The sequence below is a fragment of the Pseudomonas sp. IT-P74 genome (assembly GCF_949768175.1).
GTDB lineage: Bacteria > Pseudomonadota > Gammaproteobacteria > Pseudomonadales > Pseudomonadaceae > Aquipseudomonas.
Genome location: NZ_CATKQD010000022.1, coordinates 87,830 through 105,262, shown reverse-complemented (window position 1 = coordinate 105,262; position 17,433 = coordinate 87,830). Strand labels below are relative to the sequence as shown.

The 17,433-nt window shown below is 61.9% G+C and carries 13 protein-coding genes; 2 read left to right on the top strand and 11 right to left on the bottom strand.

The features are described 5' to 3' along the window. Positions 1–141: 141 nt before the first annotated feature. The 8 genes from ACM6J5_RS14435 to glgA all read right to left on the bottom strand — a co-directional run bounded on the left by ACM6J5_RS14435 (position 142) and on the right by glgA (position 12,987). Entirely contained in the window at positions 142–942 is an 801-nt protein-coding gene (locus tag ACM6J5_RS14435) for an endonuclease/exonuclease/phosphatase family protein (protein ID WP_150672902.1), read from the bottom strand. Between the two features lie 96 nt (positions 943–1,038). Next, positions 1,039–1,797 (bottom strand): PIG-L deacetylase family protein, encoded by a 759-nt coding sequence (locus tag ACM6J5_RS14430; protein WP_095943606.1) that lies wholly within the window; start codon positions 1,795–1,797, stop codon positions 1,039–1,041. A 213-nt stretch (positions 1,798–2,010) separates the two neighbouring features. Beyond that, positions 2,011–4,170: a glycogen debranching protein GlgX gene (glgX, locus tag ACM6J5_RS14425; protein WP_414928785.1), complete on the bottom strand. Its 2,160-nt coding sequence runs from the start codon at positions 4,168–4,170 to the stop codon at positions 2,011–2,013. 200 nt (positions 4,171–4,370) lie between these two features. Next, positions 4,371–4,706, bottom strand: coding sequence for a DUF2934 domain-containing protein (locus ACM6J5_RS14420; protein WP_095943589.1), 336 nt, complete (start codon positions 4,704–4,706; stop codon positions 4,371–4,373). Positions 4,707–4,727: 21 nt separating this feature from the next. Continuing rightward, positions 4,728–7,523, bottom strand: a complete 2,796-nt coding sequence (locus ACM6J5_RS14415) for a malto-oligosyltrehalose synthase (RefSeq protein WP_414928784.1) — start codon at positions 7,521–7,523, stop codon at positions 4,728–4,730. Beyond that, entirely contained in the window at positions 7,520–9,598 is a 2,079-nt protein-coding gene (gene malQ, locus ACM6J5_RS14410) for a 4-alpha-glucanotransferase (RefSeq protein WP_414928783.1), read from the bottom strand. Before malQ ends, ACM6J5_RS14415 begins: the two co-directional genes overlap by 4 nt. Then, entirely contained in the window at positions 9,595–11,391 is a 1,797-nt protein-coding gene (gene treZ, locus ACM6J5_RS14405; RefSeq protein ID WP_414928782.1) for a malto-oligosyltrehalose trehalohydrolase, read from the bottom strand. Before treZ ends, malQ begins: the two co-directional genes overlap by 4 nt. Positions 11,392–11,403: 12 nt before the next feature. Beyond that, the gene (gene glgA, locus ACM6J5_RS14400; RefSeq protein WP_414928781.1) at positions 11,404–12,987 is read right to left on the bottom strand and encodes a glycogen synthase GlgA; all 1,584 of its coding nucleotides are present in this window, start codon (positions 12,985–12,987) and stop codon (positions 11,404–11,406) included. A gap of 559 nt (positions 12,988–13,546) precedes the next feature. Between glgA and ACM6J5_RS14395 the strand changes: the two genes are divergently transcribed. Continuing rightward, positions 13,547–14,359, top strand: a complete 813-nt coding sequence (locus ACM6J5_RS14395; RefSeq protein WP_414928780.1) for a crotonase/enoyl-CoA hydratase family protein — start codon at positions 13,547–13,549, stop codon at positions 14,357–14,359. Positions 14,360–14,365: 6 nt separating this feature from the next. Further along, entirely contained in the window at positions 14,366–15,196 is an 831-nt protein-coding gene (gene nudC / locus ACM6J5_RS14390; RefSeq protein WP_150672895.1) for an NAD(+) diphosphatase, read from the top strand. Here the strand turns inward: nudC and ACM6J5_RS14385 are convergent. The 3 genes from ACM6J5_RS14385 to ACM6J5_RS14375 all read right to left on the bottom strand — a co-directional run bounded on the left by ACM6J5_RS14385 (position 15,164) and on the right by ACM6J5_RS14375 (position 17,230). Beyond that, complete coding sequence (locus ACM6J5_RS14385) at positions 15,164–15,943, bottom strand: TSUP family transporter (RefSeq protein WP_150672894.1); 780 nt, start codon at positions 15,941–15,943, stop codon at positions 15,164–15,166. The two genes, nudC and ACM6J5_RS14385, sit on opposite strands and share 33 nt — an antisense overlap. A 190-nt stretch (positions 15,944–16,133) precedes the next feature. After that, the gene (locus ACM6J5_RS14380) at positions 16,134–16,610 is read right to left on the bottom strand and encodes a DUF1348 family protein (protein WP_095943581.1); all 477 of its coding nucleotides are present in this window, start codon (positions 16,608–16,610) and stop codon (positions 16,134–16,136) included. 56 nt (positions 16,611–16,666) lie between these two features. Further along, positions 16,667–17,230, bottom strand: coding sequence for a TetR/AcrR family transcriptional regulator (locus ACM6J5_RS14375; protein ID WP_095943580.1), 564 nt, complete (start codon positions 17,228–17,230; stop codon positions 16,667–16,669). Positions 17,231–17,433 lie beyond the last annotated feature (203 nt).

The window sequence follows — 17,433 nt, the reverse complement described above, 5'->3', positions numbered from 1 at the left end:
GTCGGCAGTGCTGCTGCTATTCGCGAGCAGGCTCGCTCCCATACGGGTTTTGAGTACGACATCAATCCAGTGTGGGAGCGAGCCTGCTCGCGAAGGGGCCGGTGCAGTCGACGCCGACACCTGGCAATGAATGGCCGTGATTCAGAGATGCACTTCCACCGCCAGCGGCAAATGGTCAGACAGGTGCGTCCAGGGCTTGTTTCCCAGTATTTTCGGCTCATGGCTGCTGGCGTTGCGCAGGTAGACGCGGTCCAGGCGCAGCAAGGGAAACCGTGCGGGGTAGGTTTTGGCCGGACGCCCAAGGTGGCGTTCGAAGGCTTCGTGCAAGTAGTGGCGGCGGGCAAGGGCGGCATTGCCCTGCATCTGCCAGTCGTTGAAGTCGCCGGCAATGATAACCGGCGCATCATCCGGCAAGGATTCGAGGAGCTGACAGAGCAACTGCAACTGCAACTGACGATGGCTTTCCAGCAGGCTGAGGTGAACGCAGATGGCATGCACTTCGCTATGCCCCGGCACATCCAGCACGCAGTGCAGCAGGCCACGGCGTTCCGGGCCGGTAATGGAAACATCGAGGTTTCGATACTCGCGGATCGGGTATTTCGACAGCAGGGCATTGCCATGGTGACCGTCGGGATAGACGGCATTGCGCCCATAGGCGAAGTCGCTCCACATGCTGTCGGCGAGGAATTCATACTGCGAGGTTTGTGGCCAATCGTTGTAGCGGGAGGAGTGGCGCTCGTGCTCGCCGACGACTTCTTGCAGAAACACCAGGTCTGCCGACGTACTGCGCACCGCTTCACGCAACTCGGGGAGGACGAAACGCCGGTTGAGTGCGGTAAACCCCTTATGGGTGTTGACCGTCAGCACCCGAAGCCGATGAATCGCCGGGGGCGTGTTCAAGGGTGTCGATTCGGCTGCCTGCCGTTTTGAATGACTGGCCACTTACACTCCTCTGACTCAGGGCTGCTTATGTATGCGACTGATGCGACGGCAGTCAGTTCAGTCCGATGGGCTGAGTCGAACCGATAATCGATGAGTTCATACCAACACGACTTCATAAGGCAAACGGATACGCTCCAGCAGCGGTCGGGGCAGCGACGGCGCGAGGCCGATGGCCGGTTCGCCGTCCAGTTGACTGGCGTAGGCATGGGTGGCGTGGCTCTTGCGGGCGACGGTCCAGGTATCGAGGCGCACCTTGCGGGCACGGTGCCAGGGAATCAGCTCCCGGTCCCGTGCCGGCCAGTGCCAGGCCCAAAACGGTACATCGTTGTAGGTGGCCCCGATAGCGGCCGCCGCCCTGGCGCTGGCGCGGCCAACGGTGTCGTGGTCGACGTTGCCGTCCTGGCGCCAGGTGCTGAACACCACATCACCGGGGCGAAGGTAGCGCATGATGAATTGGGCGATCTGATCTTCGTGTTCCACCAGGGCGTTGTCGGTAAACCCGCCACGAATCCACTTCAGGCTGTGCATCGGCAACCCGAGTCGGCGGATGGCTTCGACGCTTTCCTGGGGACGAAATACGCTGAGGCGTTTTTCCGACCACTGCCGAGAGCCCGGATGGCTGGCGCTGCCGTCGGTGATCGAGATCAATTGCAGCGGGTGGCCGAGGTTACTGAGCAACTGCAGCAGGCCGCCGCAGGTCACGACCTCATCGCCGGGGTGCGGGGCAATGAGCACCGCGCGTGCGCCGGTAGGCACCAGCGACTGGGTACTGATGACCGGAATACTGTCCAGTTGCGGGGCGCTGTTCCAGATCTGTGATGGCAGGCTGGCTTCGCTCAGGGAAACGGATTTCATGGTGGATACGTCCTTGTTCTGCGTCGCCTTCAGTCGTGCACGGGACAAGCCCGGCAGACCCGTGAGGGCTCGTTGATAGCCGTGCGACAAGCCAGACTCCGGATTGCCGCGAATCGAGTATTGCTCATGTAACGCTGTTCGTCGCGTCGCGAACCTGTCCAGAATGATTTTTCCGCTCTGCGGTGTTGCGACCATAAATGCCTGTAGGTTTTTTTACTCTTCTTCCTCATGCTGCAACTCGAACAGCAGCAACGAGCGGCCGGTGACCGAGTACTCGTGGCCAAACTCGAAGCGCTCCTGGCCGCGGATCGCCGGCTGGTTGGTGTCGATCATGCACGTCCAGAAACCGCCGTCAGGCACTTCCGGCAGCCGGAAATTGACGATGTCGTGATGCGCGTTGACCACCAGCATCAACGTCGCGTCGACGCCTTTGCGGCGAATGCCGGTTTCCTGGGCGCGGCCATCGAGCAGCATGCCCAGGCATCGATTGTGCGCATCGTGCCAATGCTCGGTGGTCATTTGCGTACCGTCCGGCGCCAGCCAGGTCACGTCCTTGACGCCGATGTCCTCGTTGTAATTGCCCACCAGGAAACGCCCGCGCCTCAGGACCGGGTAGGTCAGGCGCAACTTGATCAGGCGTTTGACGAACTTGAGCAGGGCCTTGCCGTCTTCGCTGAGGTCCCAGTTGACCCAGCCGATTTCGCTGTCCTGGCAGTACGCATTGTTGTTGCCGTCCTGGGTTCGGGCGAACTCGTCGCCGGCCACCAGCATCGGCGTGCCTTGGGCCAGCAGCAGGGTGGCGAAGAAATTGCGCATCTGCCGATGGCGCAGCGCGTTGATCTCGGGATCGTCGGTAGGGCCTTCGACGCCGTGGTTCCAGGACAGGTTGTTGTTGCTGCCGTCCTGATTGTTTTCGTCGTTGGCTTCGTTGTGCTTGCCGTTGTACGACACCAGGTCGTTGAGGGTGAAGCCGTCGTGGGCGGTGACGAAGTTGACCGATGAGTAAGGCCGCCGACCACGTTGATTGAACATCTCGCCCGAAGCGGTCAGGCGGCTGGCAAAGTCCGCCAGTTGGCCGTCGTCGCCTTTCCAGAAGGCGCGCACGGTGTCGCGGAACTTGTCGTTCCACTCGACCCAGCCCGGCGGGAAATTGCCGACCTGATAACCGCCGGGGCCGCAGTCCCAGGGTTCGGCAATCAGTTTGACCTGGCGCAGCACCGGGTCCTGGCGGCAGGCCACCAGGAAACTGTGGCGTTCGTCGAAACCGTCGTGATAACGCCCCAGAATGGTCGCCAGGTCGAAGCGGAAACCGTCCACGTGCATTTCCGAGGCCCAGTAGCGCAGGGAGTCGGTGACCATTTGCAGCACGCACGGGTGGCTCAGGTCCAGGGTGTTGCCGGTGCCGGAATCGTTGATATAGAAGCGCTTGTCGTCGGGCTTGAGGCGGTAGTAGGACGCGTTGTCGATACCGCGCATGGACAGGGTCGGGCCTTGCTCGTTGCCCTCGGCGGTGTGGTTGTAGACCACGTCGAGGATCACCTCCAGGTTGGCCTCGTGCAGGTGCGCGACCATTTCCTTGAATTCGGCGATCTTGCCGCTGGCCAGGTAGCGTGGGTCGGGGGCGAAGAACGCAATGCTGTTGTAGCCCCAGTAATTGGTCATGCCCTTGTGCAGCAAGTGCTGGTCATTGACGAACGCGTGGATCGGCAGCAACTCCACGGTCGACACGCCGAGCTTGCGGATGTGCTCCACCACATCATCGACCATCAACCCGGCAAAGGTGCCGCGCAGGTTTTCGGGAACGGCAGGGTGACGCATGCTGAAGCCGCGCACATGGGTTTCATAAATGATCGTCCTGTCCCACGGCACGCTGACCCGATGATCGTGGCCCCAGGTGTGAGCCGGGTCGATGACCTTGCATTTGGGTACGAAGGGCGCGCTGTCCCGTTCATCGAAGCTGAGATCGGCGTCGGGGTGGCCGATGGTGTAGCCGAACAGCGCTTCGGACCATTTCAGTTTGCCGACCAGTTGTTTGGCGTAGGGGTCGATCAGCAGTTTGTTGGGGTTGAAGCGATGGCCGTTGGCCGGGTCGTAGGGGCCGTAGACGCGATAGCCGTAGATCAGTCCCGGATGGGCGTCGGGCAGGTAGCCGTGGTAGATCTCGTCGGTGTATTCGGGCAGTTCGATGCGTTCGAGTTCCACCTCGCCGGCGTCGTCGAACAGGCACAGTTCAACCTTGGTGGCGTGGGCGGAAAACAGGGCGAAGTTGACTCCCAGACCATCCCAGGTGGCACCCAGCGGAAAGGGCAGGCCTTCGCGGATTCGTGTGGCTTCGGCGCGGGGGGCTGGCGCGGCTTTCTTCGGACTGGTCATAGGTACTCCCACAAATACTTGTCTGTACTGCAACCTGTGGGAGCGAGCTTGCTCGCGATAGCGGTGTGTCAGTCCACATGGGTGTTGGATGGTGGACCGATATCGCGAGCAGGCTCGCTCCCACAGTTTTTCAGGGCGAGCATTACCCAACGTGGCAAGCGGACTCGGCACCCCTTCAATCAGGTCAAACGGCGTGCGCCTCAAACCGCCGGCGGTTTTCGCGCAGCCCGGGGCTTTTTCTCGGCGGCCTTTTCTCCGGGCGGGATGACTTTCGAAGCTACCGCAGGTTTGGCCTTGGCTTTCGGCGCGGCGGTCTTGCCATTGAGGGTCTTGTCCGGGCTGAGTTTTGCGTCGCCGGTTTTCTTCGGCGCTGCCTTGCTGGCGGGGGCCTTCGTGGACTTTTTCGGGGCCAGTGCTTCGGCTTCCGCCAGTTTGCACGCCATGTCCCAGTGGCGGGCTTCCTGGCCTTCGGGTTTGCCTTCGGATTCCCAGATCTGATAGGCAAATTCGCGGATGCGTTTATCGTCGGTACTCATCGCAATGCTCCTGAACTGAACTCAAGTGTGGGCAGTTTGAAAAATGAGATTGACCGGGAAATCCCCCAGCGCGGTGCTGATCGGCAGCTCCCTGTGTTTTGTGACTGTGATGCCGGAAAAAAGTCCCTGCAGATGTTCGTCAGGGACGGTGAACGGCAGCTTGACCCGGGTATCGCCCCACAGCGGCGCGTGGACCAGTGGGTCGGCACCGTTTTCCAGCAGTTCGGCACAACGTATCGGCACAATCACGATGGCGCGATTCCCCCCCCGTTCACGGACAAAACCCAGCACTCGATGGGCCTCGCTGCCCACCACTTCCAGGGCCTTGTAAGTGCCACGCCGAAACAGCTCGGCATGCTCGGCACGCAGGCTCAGGGTGCGCGCAATCAAGGCTTGCTTGATGCGCCCGTCACGCCAGTTCAGCAACAGGTCTGGCAGGTCCACCGTTTGCTGCAATGCCTGCTGGCGGCTGGCGTAATCCACGGGGCGACGGTTGTCCGGGTCGACCAGGCTGAAGTCCCAGAAATCGTTGCCCTGATACAAATCCGGTACACCGGGCACGGTCATGCGCAGCAAGGTTTGCGCCAAACCGTTGAGTGCGCCGGGGACGGCAATCGAGCGGGCAGCCTTGGCAAGGGCCGTACGCAACAGTTCGCCTTCGGGGCTGAGCAACAGATGCTGGATGAAGTCCTCGGTCGCTTGCTCGTAGGGGTCATTGGGTGCGCTCCAGCTGCTTTGCAGTTTGGCTTCGCGCAGGGCCTTGCGTTGCCAAAGCCACAGGCGTTTTGCGTAGTCCTCGAGGGCCGGTGGATGATCGATCCCCAGCGCCAGCGGCCAGCTGCCGAGGATCGCCTGGTACAGAATCAATTCATCCCCCGTCGACGGCATTTGATCGTCGTTGCGCAAGGGCCGGGCGAGGGCGCGCCACAGGCCGATCTGGTCGGCGTACCAGTGGCTGCGCTCGCTGAGTACCGCCAGCCGCGCCCGTGAATCTTCGCCGCGTTTGTGGTCGTGGGTGGCGCTGGCCAGCAGATTGTCCGGGAAGGTGTCGAGGCGTTCGATGCAGGCCTGGTGAAAGTCGGCGAGCGGTGCGCTGAACTGTTCGGTGTTGAAACCAACGTCATTGCGCGAGAGCAGGACGGCCGAACGATAGAGTGCGGTGTCTTCCACCGCTTTCGCCGCCGTCGGCGAGGTCAGTTGCTGGAAACGTACGCAGGCGTGCTTCAGGCGTTTGCGCTCGCGACCGGCCGGGCGCTGCCGCCAGGGTTCACCGCCGAGCCAGCCGGCCAGACAGTCGAGCACCGGCCAGTCCGCTTCGCCGAGGGTTTGACGGGCACCGTCCATGGCCTGGCGGAAAAACGCCTCGTCCTGGGCCGACCGGCCAAGGGGGCCGATGTAGGTGCGGTACACCGGAAAATGCACGATCAGCGCCTGCAAGGCCCGGCGAATGGCGCCGAGGGTCAGGTCGCGGCTCATGAGGTTGTCCCGGGCCACTTGGAGTAAGGCGTGGGCAACGCTTTCGAAATCTCCGGCCAGGGAACCGTTGAGGATTTGCTGGCGGGCCAGTTGTGCTTCCTGGCAGAAGTTGGCGGGCCGCTCGCTGTGGCGGTGCCAGAGCTCGGCCAATGTCTGCGCGCCCCTTGGATCCTGTTGCAGCAGTGACACCTGGTTCATGAATTCGTAGCCGGTGGTGCCATCCACCGACCAGTCGCGATGCAGGGCTTCGCCTTCGCCGAGAATCTTTTCGACATAGATGGGCAGGTGGCGGCCCGCTGACAGGCTGTCGACCCGGCGGCGCAGTTTTCGGCAGTAGCCCCGGGGATCGGCGAGGCCGTCGATGTGGTCGATGCGCAAGCCGTCGATCAGCCCCTCAGCCACCAGTTGGAAGATTTTCGCGTGGGTGGCTTCGAACACGGCGGGACGCTCGACGCGCAGCCCGCCCAGTTCATTGATATCGAAGAAGCGCCGCCAGTTGATGTCATCGGCAGCGGTGCGCCAACTGGCGAGGCGATAGCTCTGGCGCTCCAGCAGGTTGTGCAGGCGCTGGAAGCCTTCGCCGGTCAGTGAGTCGTAGTTGCTCAGGTGTTGCTCGATGGCCTGGGCAAGGGCCGGATCACTGACCAGATCGCGAAGTTCCGCTTTAAGCGGCAGGGCCAGACTGTGGGCATCGGTCTGGTAGCGCAGGGTGCTGAAGCGATCGGCGAGGTATTTCAGTTGTTCGGCCTGTTGCGTATCGAGCGGTGCATCGGTCCTGAGTAGCTCCCCATAATCGCTTGGGCAAATGGGAAAGCGGTGTTCGTAATGCTCGACATGGAAGCTGCCGTGCCAGGCATCGAATCGCAGGGGCAGGGTGCCGTCCTGCAGCGCGACGCCGTAGTCGCTGCCCAGAAACGGCAGGAGCAACTGGCCTTCCATCAACGGATCGGGTGAGTGCCACTGGATATCGAAAAACTCGCCGTAGGGGCTCAGGCGTCCCCACTCCAGCAAATCCAGCCACCAGGGATTGTCACTGCCGCCGACCGCCATGTGGTTGGAGACAACGTCGAGGATCAAGCCCATGTTGTGCCCGTGCAGGGCAGTGACCAGGCTGCGCAGCGCCGCCTCACCGCCCAGTTCCGGGTTGACCCTGGTCGGGTCCACAACGTCGTAGCCATGCATCGACCCGGCGCGGGCACGAAGCAGCGGGGAGGCGTAGACATGGCTGATGCCGAGGCGGGCGAAATACGGCACCAGTGGCACCGCATCTTCGAGCGTGAAGCCTTTGTGAAATTGCAGGCGCAAGGTGGCGCGCAGTGGACGGGTCGGCACCTGGGTCATCGATCACGCTCGGCCGCCTGGAGTCGCGCACAGGCGAGCAACTCCAGGCGTCGTGCGGCATCCGCTCCATCGAGCAGGGCTTCGCTGTAACCGGGCAAGCGCCGCGACCAGTTGGGGTGGGTGTCGGTGGTGCCGGGCAGGTTGGCTTGCTGTTCGACGCCAAGGGCATCTTCCAGCGGTAGCAGCACCAAGGGGGCCCGGGTATGACCAAGAAAACGCACGCTGGCATCGAGCACCTGGTCGGTTTCGTGGGACTCTTCGCGAAAGTTCTGTGGGTCCTGGCTCAACGCCCGGCGCAGGCCTTCACGCTCGCGCTCGCGGTGCTGGCGCCATTCGATTTCGCCGCTGGCATCGACCATGCCGAGTCGGGCGTTCCAGTCGATATCGCGGCCATGCCACCAGCCGTTGAGGGTCGGCAGGTCATGGGTGCTGGTGGTGGCCAGGGCGTTGTCCGGCCAGTCGAGGATCGGCTTGAAGTGGGTGTTGTCCTGTTCGAACAGCAACACTCGCATGCCCAGCATCGAGCGGGCGATGAGTTTTTCCCGCAGGCCGTCCGGCACGGTGCCGAGGTCTTCGCCGAGGACGATGGCTTGATGGCGATGGGATTCCAGTGTCAGCAGACGCAGCAGATCGTCCACCGGGTAATACAGGTAGGCGCCGTCGGCCGGCGGCGAACCATTGGGGATCACCCACAAACGCTGCAAGCCCATGACGTGATCGATGCGCAAGCCACCGGAGTGGGCAAAGTTGGCCCGCAGCATTTCGATGAAGGCCCGGAAACCATTGCGCACCAGGCCTTCAGGGGAGAACGCGGAAATCCCCCAGCCCTGGCCAGTACGGTTGAGAATGTCCGGTGGTGCTCCGACGGTGAGGGAGGCGAGCAGTTCATCCTGACGGCTCCAGGCCTGGCTGCCGCCACCATCGGCGCCAACGGCCAGGTCGGCGATCAGGCCGATACTCATGCCGCTGGTGCGGGCGGCGGTCTGCGCACGCTCCAGGCAGCGTGTGATCAGCCACTGACAGAAAGCGAAAAAGCCGATGCGCCCGGCATTCTCCTCGGCAAATGCCGCCAATTCGGCGCTACGCGGATTACGCCAGGGTTCGGGCCACTGCCGCCAGTCGAGGTGTTCACCCCGGGCGGCGCGCGCTTCCTGGATGGCTTCGAAGCGGCAATGGTTTTCCAGCGCTTCGCCGGCGGCGTGACGAAAACTGCTGAAGTCTTCGTGCAACGGGTGTTCACCCTGGACGAAACCTTCGTACAGCGACTGCAGCAACCGATGCTTGGCGGCAGCGGCGGCCGGCCAGTCAATCAGCGTGCGCTCTTCCAGCGCCTTGAGTTCAGCGGCCAGACCGGTCGCATCGATGGCGGTGCGCAGCGCGCGTTCGCCGAGAATGGTGCCGGGGGCGCAGTAAAGACTGTTGAGAAACAAACGGCTGGACGGCGAGTACGGGCTGTAGCGTTGGGTGTCACTGGAAAACATCGCATGCAGCGGGCTGATCGCCAGTGCCTCGGCGCCACGCTCGCCGGCCACCCGGGCGAGGTCCTCCAGTGCCTGTGTATCACCAAATCCGCCATCGCCGGCGCGGCGCAATCCATACAACTGCACGCTCAGGCCCCAGGCACGCGGGATGGGGTTGTCCACGGCATCGGCCACGCTGTAGCAACGGGCCGGGGCCACGGCCAGGGTGAAGTTTTGTCCGTCGATGCTGACCTGTTGATAGCCGACCGGTACCAGCCCCGGCAGCACCGCCTTGGCGTCGAGTTTCAGGTTGAGCCGCGAACCGTCTTCGAGGTGGATTTCGCAAGGAGTTCCTGGCTCGAAAAAACGCGCCAGGTCCAGGCCCGCCCCGACATCGGCGGTGATCAATGGCGGTAAGTGATGAGTCTGTTGCGCCTCTTGCAGTTCCAGCAGGCTGGCATCGATTTCCTGGGCACTGCCGGCCGGATGACCAAGGCCGGTCAACACGTTGCGCAACACGGACGGCGGGACTTTTTGCGGGCGGCCGTTGGCGTCGATCCAGTCGACGGCGAGGCCGGCACGGCTGGCCAGGATTTCCAGTTGCGCATCACTCATGGACGCTCTCCAAACGAGGTAGCAAAGGGGGCTGCGGCGGCGAGGCTGACGAGCGCGCAATACGGGGCAAGGGTGTCTGGGGCCGGCAGGTCGGGGTTCTGTGGCGGGTATTCGAACAACCGCGTGGCACCGGTCTGTGAGGTGTGGACTACGGGCCTGGCGCTGAGGTTCAGGTCAATGCGCAGTTGGCTGCCATCGCCCAAACGCCAGCAAGCACTGACCGCGCCTTCGCCCAGCACATCGGTGCCCAGAGCCTGGGCGCCTGGCAGGCGCGGGAGGATGTGGCGGTGACGGATCTGCAACAGTCGGCGATACAGGTCGTGCATCTCGCACTGACCGGTCAATGGCAGGACCGGGCGGGACGCTGCAAACGTCCGCGGATCATTGGGGTCAGGAATCTGTTCGCGCAGGATCGGGTCGGCAAAAGTGCTGAACGCCGCGAACTCATTGCGCCGGCCGTCGCGAACCTGTTTGGCCAATTCACCGTGATGGCTGGTGAAATACAGGAAGGGTTGTTCGACGGCAAACTCGTCGCCCATGAACAGCAGCGGAATCATCGGCGACAACAGCAACAACACCGTAGCGGCCCGCAGCGCTTGCGGATGGGCAAGTTGATGCAGGCGCTCGCCGAAGGCCCGGTTGCCGATCTGGTCATGGTTCTGCAAAAACAGGATGAAGGCACTGGGCGGCAGATGTCCGCTGGGTTCGCCCCGCGCCACACCATGGCGATTGAGATGGCCCTGGAACACGAAGCCCTGGCTCAGGCAGCGCGCCAGTTGTTCGGTGGGGTTTTGCGCGTAGTCGGCGTAATAGGCGTCGGTTTCGCCGGTCAGCAACACATGCAGGGCGTTGTGGCCGTCATCGTTCCACTGCGCGTCGTAACCCTGTTCGAGCAGGCTGGCCTGGTTGTGTTCGTTCTCCACCATCAGCCACACGTGCCGCGTCGGTCCCGTCTGCTGGCGCACCCGTCGCGCCAGCTCCTGAAGGAAGTCCGGATCTTCGATGGCGTGCACCGCGTCCAGGCGCAAACCGTCGAAACGGTATTCGAGCAGCCACATCAAGGCGTTTTCGATGAAGAAGTCTCGTACTTCGCGACGGCGCAAGTCGATGGCCGCGCCCCACGGCGTGTGTTTGTCCTCGCGAAAAAAGCCCTTGGCATAACGATGCAGGTAATTGCCGTCGGGGCCGAAGTGGTTGTAGACCACATCGAGAATCACCGCCAGGCCGTGGCCATGGGCGGTGTCGATCAAATGCTTGAGCTGCTCGGGGGAGCCGTACGACGCCTGGGGCGCGTAGGGCAGGACGCCGTCATAACCCCAATTGCGCTCACCGGGAAACTGCGCGATGGGCATCAGTTCGATGGCGGTGACACCCAGTTCGACCAGCCGCGCCAGATGCTGCTCGACGGCGCTGAAGCCGCCGAGCGCACCGACATGCAGCTCGTAGATCACCGCTTCGTTCCACGGCCGTCCCAACCAGGCGCTGTGTTGCCAGGCATAGGCCAGCGGATCGACCACCACACTGTGCCGGTCGATATCGCCGGCCTGAGCGCGGGAGGCCGGGTCGGGCACTTCCAGTTCGCCATCGATGCTGTAGCGGTAACGCGTACCCGCCGCACATCGAGTGTTGCTCACGAACCAGCCGTCGGCCTGGGGCAGCAACGGCAAGGACTGTCCATTTTCCAGTTCGACACTGACGTAGAACGCATCTGGCGCCCACAACGCGAATCGCGTGTGCTCTGCGTCCAGCATGATTGCGCCGTGGGGCCAGGTCTCAAGGGTCCGTAACGGCATCTTGAAAGCCTCTTACTGTTTGTTCGATTTCCCCAATGCTTTAGCCACAAGCTGTTCGTAGAGCTCGGCGTAGGGTTCGACCGCCTTGCACCAGTTGAACGGTGCCGCCATGGCTCGGCAGCGCATGGCGTGCAGCAGGTCGGGAAAGGCGAACACCTTGAACGCGCGGCTCAGGGCTTCCTGGTAGCTCTGCACCGTGGATTCATCGAACAGGAAACCGGTCACGCCGTTTTCAATGGTGTCGGCCAGGCCGCCGGTGTTGCGTGCCACCGGCAACGATCCGAAGCGCTGGGCGTACATCTGGCTCAAGCCACATGGCTCGTAACGCGAAGGCATCAGCAGAAAGTCGCTGCCGGCGAACATGCGCCGGGCGTCGGTTTCGTTGAAGCCGATGCGCACGCCGATCTGCCCGGGGAAACGCAGGGCGAGTTCACGCATGGCCTGTTCTTCTTCCGGCTCGCCGCGACCGATGATCGCGATCTGCCCGCCGTTTTTGACGATGTACTCGGACACCGCTTCGGTCAGGTCCAGGCCTTTCTGGTAGACCAGTCGCGACACCACGGCGAACAGCGGCCCTTCGGAGTCTTGCAGGCCGAACAGTTCGCGGACGTGTGCGGCGTTCACGGCCTTGCCCTCCCAGTCGCCGATGTCGAACGGGCAGAACAGGTGCGGATCGGTCGCCGCATCCCAGCTTTCATCGATGCCGTTGGGAATGCCGCTGAGCAGGCCTTGCTGGGTCTTGGCGGCGAGGAAACCGTCCAGACCGCAGCCGAAATCCGGGGTAGTGATTTCCTGGGCATAGGTCGCGCTGACCGTGGTGATGTGGCTCGAATAGGCCATGCCGGCCTTGAGGAACGACATCTTGCCGTAGAACTCCATGCCTTCCTGTTGCAGCGCGTGATGGGGGATGCCCAGTTCAGGGCATGAGCCCAGGCTCGTCACGCCTTGGTAGGCCAGGTTGTGAATGGTGAAAAGCGTCGGCGTGCGCTGTCCACGCCAGTGCATATAGGCAGGAGCCAGGCCGGCGGGCCAGTCGTGGGCGTGCACCAGGTCCGGGCACCAGTGGATCTGCGCGAGGTTGGCGGCAATATCGGCAGCTGCCAGGCCGAGGCGGGCGAAACGGATATGGTTGTCCGGCCAGTCGCGGCCGTTGTTGGCGCCGTAGGGCGAACCTTCGCGCTCGTAGAGTTCGGGGCAGATCAGTACGTAAATGACCAGTCCATCGGGCATGTCCATGCGCCCGATCTTGCACGGTGGCAGCGCAGCATGACCGCCAAGCTCGCCAATGATATGGATCGGATTTTCGCTGTGCAGCACCTGCGGGTAACCGGGGATCAACACCCGTACATCGTGCAGATGGGCCATGGCCCGTGGCAGCGCCGCGGAGACGTCGCCCAAGCCACCGGTTTTCACCAGGTCGGCAATTTCCGAGGTGACGAACAGGACTTTTTTTCGGTTCGGATTCTGCTTGGCTACGGGGCTCAGCATCCTGGTGCCTGGAACACTGACGGGGTGGGTATTTGCGGCAGTAACGGCGCTCGATTCGCCGACCTGATGAGCACGCTCTCCCTGTATTTCCAAAGCCGTACTGATCATATGAATCTCCCGTGTTGTTGATCTAATTCTTAGGTCTGGCAAACGGTGTTTCATGGCCGATTTCCCGTGGCCGGCGCAAACGCGCTGCGCATCAGTGAGCAAGCGCTGCCCAATGCGTCGAAGCAAAAGGGTTGAATCAGCCGTTGCAAAGATTGCACCAGTCGCAACGCACCTTCTTGTCAGAGGACCGATCGGGATTGGAAAAAGTTTCGACTATTTTTCCACTTTGTGACCGACCGGTTTCGCTTTGAGAAAATGAGTCTAGGCCAGAACTTAGAGCGGTGAAGGCCGGATGGCAAAATTGTTCGACAATCGGTTTGTAGCGGTACGGACGTGCCTGATCGAGGTGCAAACGCCCCGACGAAGTGCATGTTTTTTTGCGATTGCGCCGCAAAAAGTCACTGGGCAGTCACATAAATGTGCGATGTGATTTATCAGGCACGCACCATTGCGGTGCGCGTTTTTGAGTCCCGCATTTGGCCGAACCGCTGCCTTACTGCCCACCTTGATGCCTTGTTATAGTTCGGGCCTCATTTTTGCCCGCAAAAGGATCACTGGCATGTCGCAGTACACAGCGTTCAACGTCGAACTGGCCGATAAAATCGCCCATGTGCAGATCAACCGCCCGGAGAAGATCAACTCGATGAACGCGGCGTTCTGGAGCGAGATCGTCGAGATCTTCCAGTGGATCGACGACACCGATGAAGTGCGCGTGGTGGTGCTCAGCGGGGCAGGCAAGCATTTCTCCTCGGGGATCGACCTGATGATGCTGGCCGGTGTGGCCAATGAACTGGGCAAGGACGTCGGGCGCAATGCGCGCCTGCTGCGACGCAAGATCCTTACCCTGCAAGCCTCGTTCAATGCCGTCGATAACTGCCGCAAACCGGTGCTTGCGGCCATTCAGGGGTACTGCCTGGGAGGCGCCATCGACCTGATTGCCGCGTGCGACATGCGTTATGCCGCCGAGGACGCACAGTTCTCGATCAAGGAAATCGACATCGGCATGGCCGCCGACGTCGGCACGCTGCAACGCTTGCCGCGGATCATCGGTGACGGCATGCTGCGCGAACTGGCTTACACTGGTCGCACCTTCGGCGCCGACGAAGCGCGGGGCATGGGCCTGGTCAATCGCGTCTACAGCGACAACGCCAGCCTGCTCGACGGCGTCATGGGCATTGCCCGGGAAATCGCCGGCAAGTCGCCGATCGCCGTCACCGGCACCAAGGAGATGATCAGTTACATGCGCGACCATCGCATCGATGACGGCCTCGAATACATCGCCACCTGGAACGCCGCCATGCTGCAATCCACCGATCTGCGCGTGGCCATGGCCGCCCATATGAGCAAACAGAAACCCGAATTTCTGGATTGATTAACCATGATTCCTCGCTGGACCACCGCAGTACTGGACACCGATCAACCCGGCGGCTGGGCCGTCGCGCGCAGCCCCGAAGGCTTTCTGTTCGATGACAATGGCGCACTGTTCCCGCGCGAATGGCTGAAACGTCAGGACCTGTCGATTCTGGCCGAGCATGGCATCGGTCATCTCGATGGCGAGCCGGTCTATCTGCTGGAGTTGCGCAGTCACAGCGAAGTGCCGGGTTGCAACTGGAAAGGCCTGCGGGCGTTCATGCTCGAAGGCGATCACACGCTCTACAAGGTGCTCGGTTACGCCGCGCAGATTGGCACCTGGGCCCGCGAGCATCGCTTTTGCGGTAACTGCGGTCAGGCCATGACCCAGGTGCCGCGCGAACGGGCGATGTATTGCCAGCCGTGCGATCTGCGCAGCTACCCACGGATTTCGCCGAGCATGATCGTACTGGTCACTCGAGGCGATGAAGTGCTGTTGGCACGCTCGCCGCGTTTCGTCAGCGGTGTCTACAGCACATTGGCGGGGTTTGCCGAGCCGGGCGAATCGGCTGAGGATTGCCTGATTCGCGAGGTTCGCGAAGAGGTGAGCATCGAGGTCAGGAACATCCAGTACATGGGCAGCCAGTGCTGGCCGTTCCCGCACTCGATGATGCTCGGTTTTCACGCCGAATATGCCGGTGGCGAGATCGTCTGTCAGGAAGACGAGATCGAGGACGCCCAGTGGTTCAACGTGCACGAGCTGCCGCCGTTGCCGGCGTCACGCTCGATTGCCCGCTACCTGATAGACGTCTACGTGGCCCGGCGTTTAGGCCACGCTGAACCAGTGCTGCCAGGCTAGGCGCACGGTCAGGCCCAGCACCACGGTGATGAACACCGGGCGAATGAATTTCGCGCCGCCGCTGATGGCGGTGCGGGCGCCGAAGAACGCGCCGACCATCAACGACGAGCCCATGCACAGGCCGATGATCCAGTCCACCTGACCGGAAAAGATGAAGATCGACAGCGCTGCCGCGTTGCTGACGAAGTTCATGCTGCGCGCCACGCCGCTGGCCTTGACCAGGTCGATGGGGTAGAGCAGCAGGCTGCTCACGGTCCAGAACGCACCCGTGCCGGGACCGGCCACGCCGTCATAGAAGCCGAGGCTGAAGCCTTGGGTCGACTGCCACTTTTTCTTGATCGGTGCCTCGCTGTCCAACGGCGCTTTCGGCGTGCCGCCAAACAACAGGTAAACGCCACAGGCGAAGACGATCACCGGCAGCATCTTGTTCAGCCATTCCGCCGGCAGGTAATGGGCGACCACGGCACCGGTCAGCGCGCCGACCAGTGTACCGACGATGGCGTGCACCCATTGCGCGGGGTGGAACAGCTTGCGCCGGTAGAAGGTGAAACTGGCAATGGCCGAGCCGAAGGTCGAGCTGAGCTTGTTGGTGCCCAGCACCAGGTGCGGCGGCAGGCCGGCGGTCAACAGGGCCGGGGTGGTCAACAGCCCACCGCCACCGGCGATGGCGTCGATGAAACCGGCAACAAAAGCGACAAGGGCCAGGATGGCCAGGGTAGAGAGGTCAACGCTGAGTTCGAAGGGCATGGGATCGGCTTATTCGGCGGGTGCAGAAAGAGGCTGCGGGGAAGGGCAGCATCTTAACCACCTGCGCAACACAACACCATTGTGGGAGCGAGCCTGCTCGCGAAAGCGGTTTGTCAGCCAACACTGATGCTGGATCTGACGACCTCTTCGCGAGCAGGCTCGCTCCCACAGGGTTTAGCGTGAAGCTGAATTACAGGCCAAGATCCGACAGCCCTGGATGATCGTCAGGCCGACGCCCCAGCGGCCAGTGGAACTTGCGCTCGCTTTCCTTGATCGGCATGTCGTTGATGCAGGCGAAGCGGCGGGCCATCAGTCCGTCCTCGTTGAACTCCCAGTTTTCGTTGCCGTAGGAGCGGAACCAGTTGCCGGAATCATCGTGCCATTCATAGGCATAACGCACGGCAATGCGGTTGCCGGTAAAGGCCCAGAGCTCCTTGATCAGCCGGTAGTTCAGCTCCTTGGCCCATTTGCGGGTCAGGAAGCCTTTGGCTTCTTCGCGGTTGTGGGCGAACTCGGCGCGGTTGCGCCATTGGGTGTCCAGGGTGTAGGCCAGGGACACGCGCTCCGGGTCCCGGGAGTTCCAGCCGTCTTCGGCCAGGCGAACTTTTTCAATGGCCGATTCACGGGTGAAAGGGGGTAATGGCGGACGAACTTCGGCATTAGACATTTCAAGTCTCCGTATCAAGTTAAAGTTGAAACATAGTGTCGAGCTTGATTGAGTTGCTACAGGTCCAATAACTTTCGCGCCATGCATTGCGCATTATCGGCGGCACTGTGATCACCCATTACAAGCGCCACGGTAATGGCACCGTCGATCAGGATCAGCAGCTGTCTGGCCAGCAGCTGCGGATCCTCGGCGCCATGTTCGGTACATAGCTCGCACAGGTAGTCGAGCAGCTTCTGTTTATGCTCTTTGGCGACCAGGCGCACCGGGTCCTGCGGGTCGCCGGTTTCGCCGCTGGTGTTGATGAAAGCGCAGCCACGGAAACCTTCGCAGGCGAACCACGACTTGAGCACGGTAAACAGGTTGAGCAGTCGCTCGGCCGGTGTTTGTGCCTGGTCGACTGCACCTCTGTACCAGTGCATCCAGCGCTGGTCGCGGCGTTGCAGGGCGGCTACCACCAGCTCGTCCTTGTTGGCGAAGTAGCGGTAGATGCTTTTTCTGGAGACGCCGGCGGTTTTCACCAGTAGATCCATGCCAGTGGCGGCTATGCCACTTTTGTAGATCAACTTTTCGGTGACATCCAGAATGATGTCGCGTGTGTCATTGCTAGTGATTTCGTTCATGCTGCTAACAGTAGAACGATCGTTCTCCATGGTCAAGTTGATATTTTTTGTTGCCTGTGAAAATGCCTTCGCGAGCAGGCTCGCTCCTACATTTGAAATGCGTTCCCATGTGGGAGCGAGCTTGTCTCCGGGCGGCGATCCGACGATGGCGTCATTACAGACAGTAACAAGACCCGAACCATTGCATGGTGTAAGCTCATGGG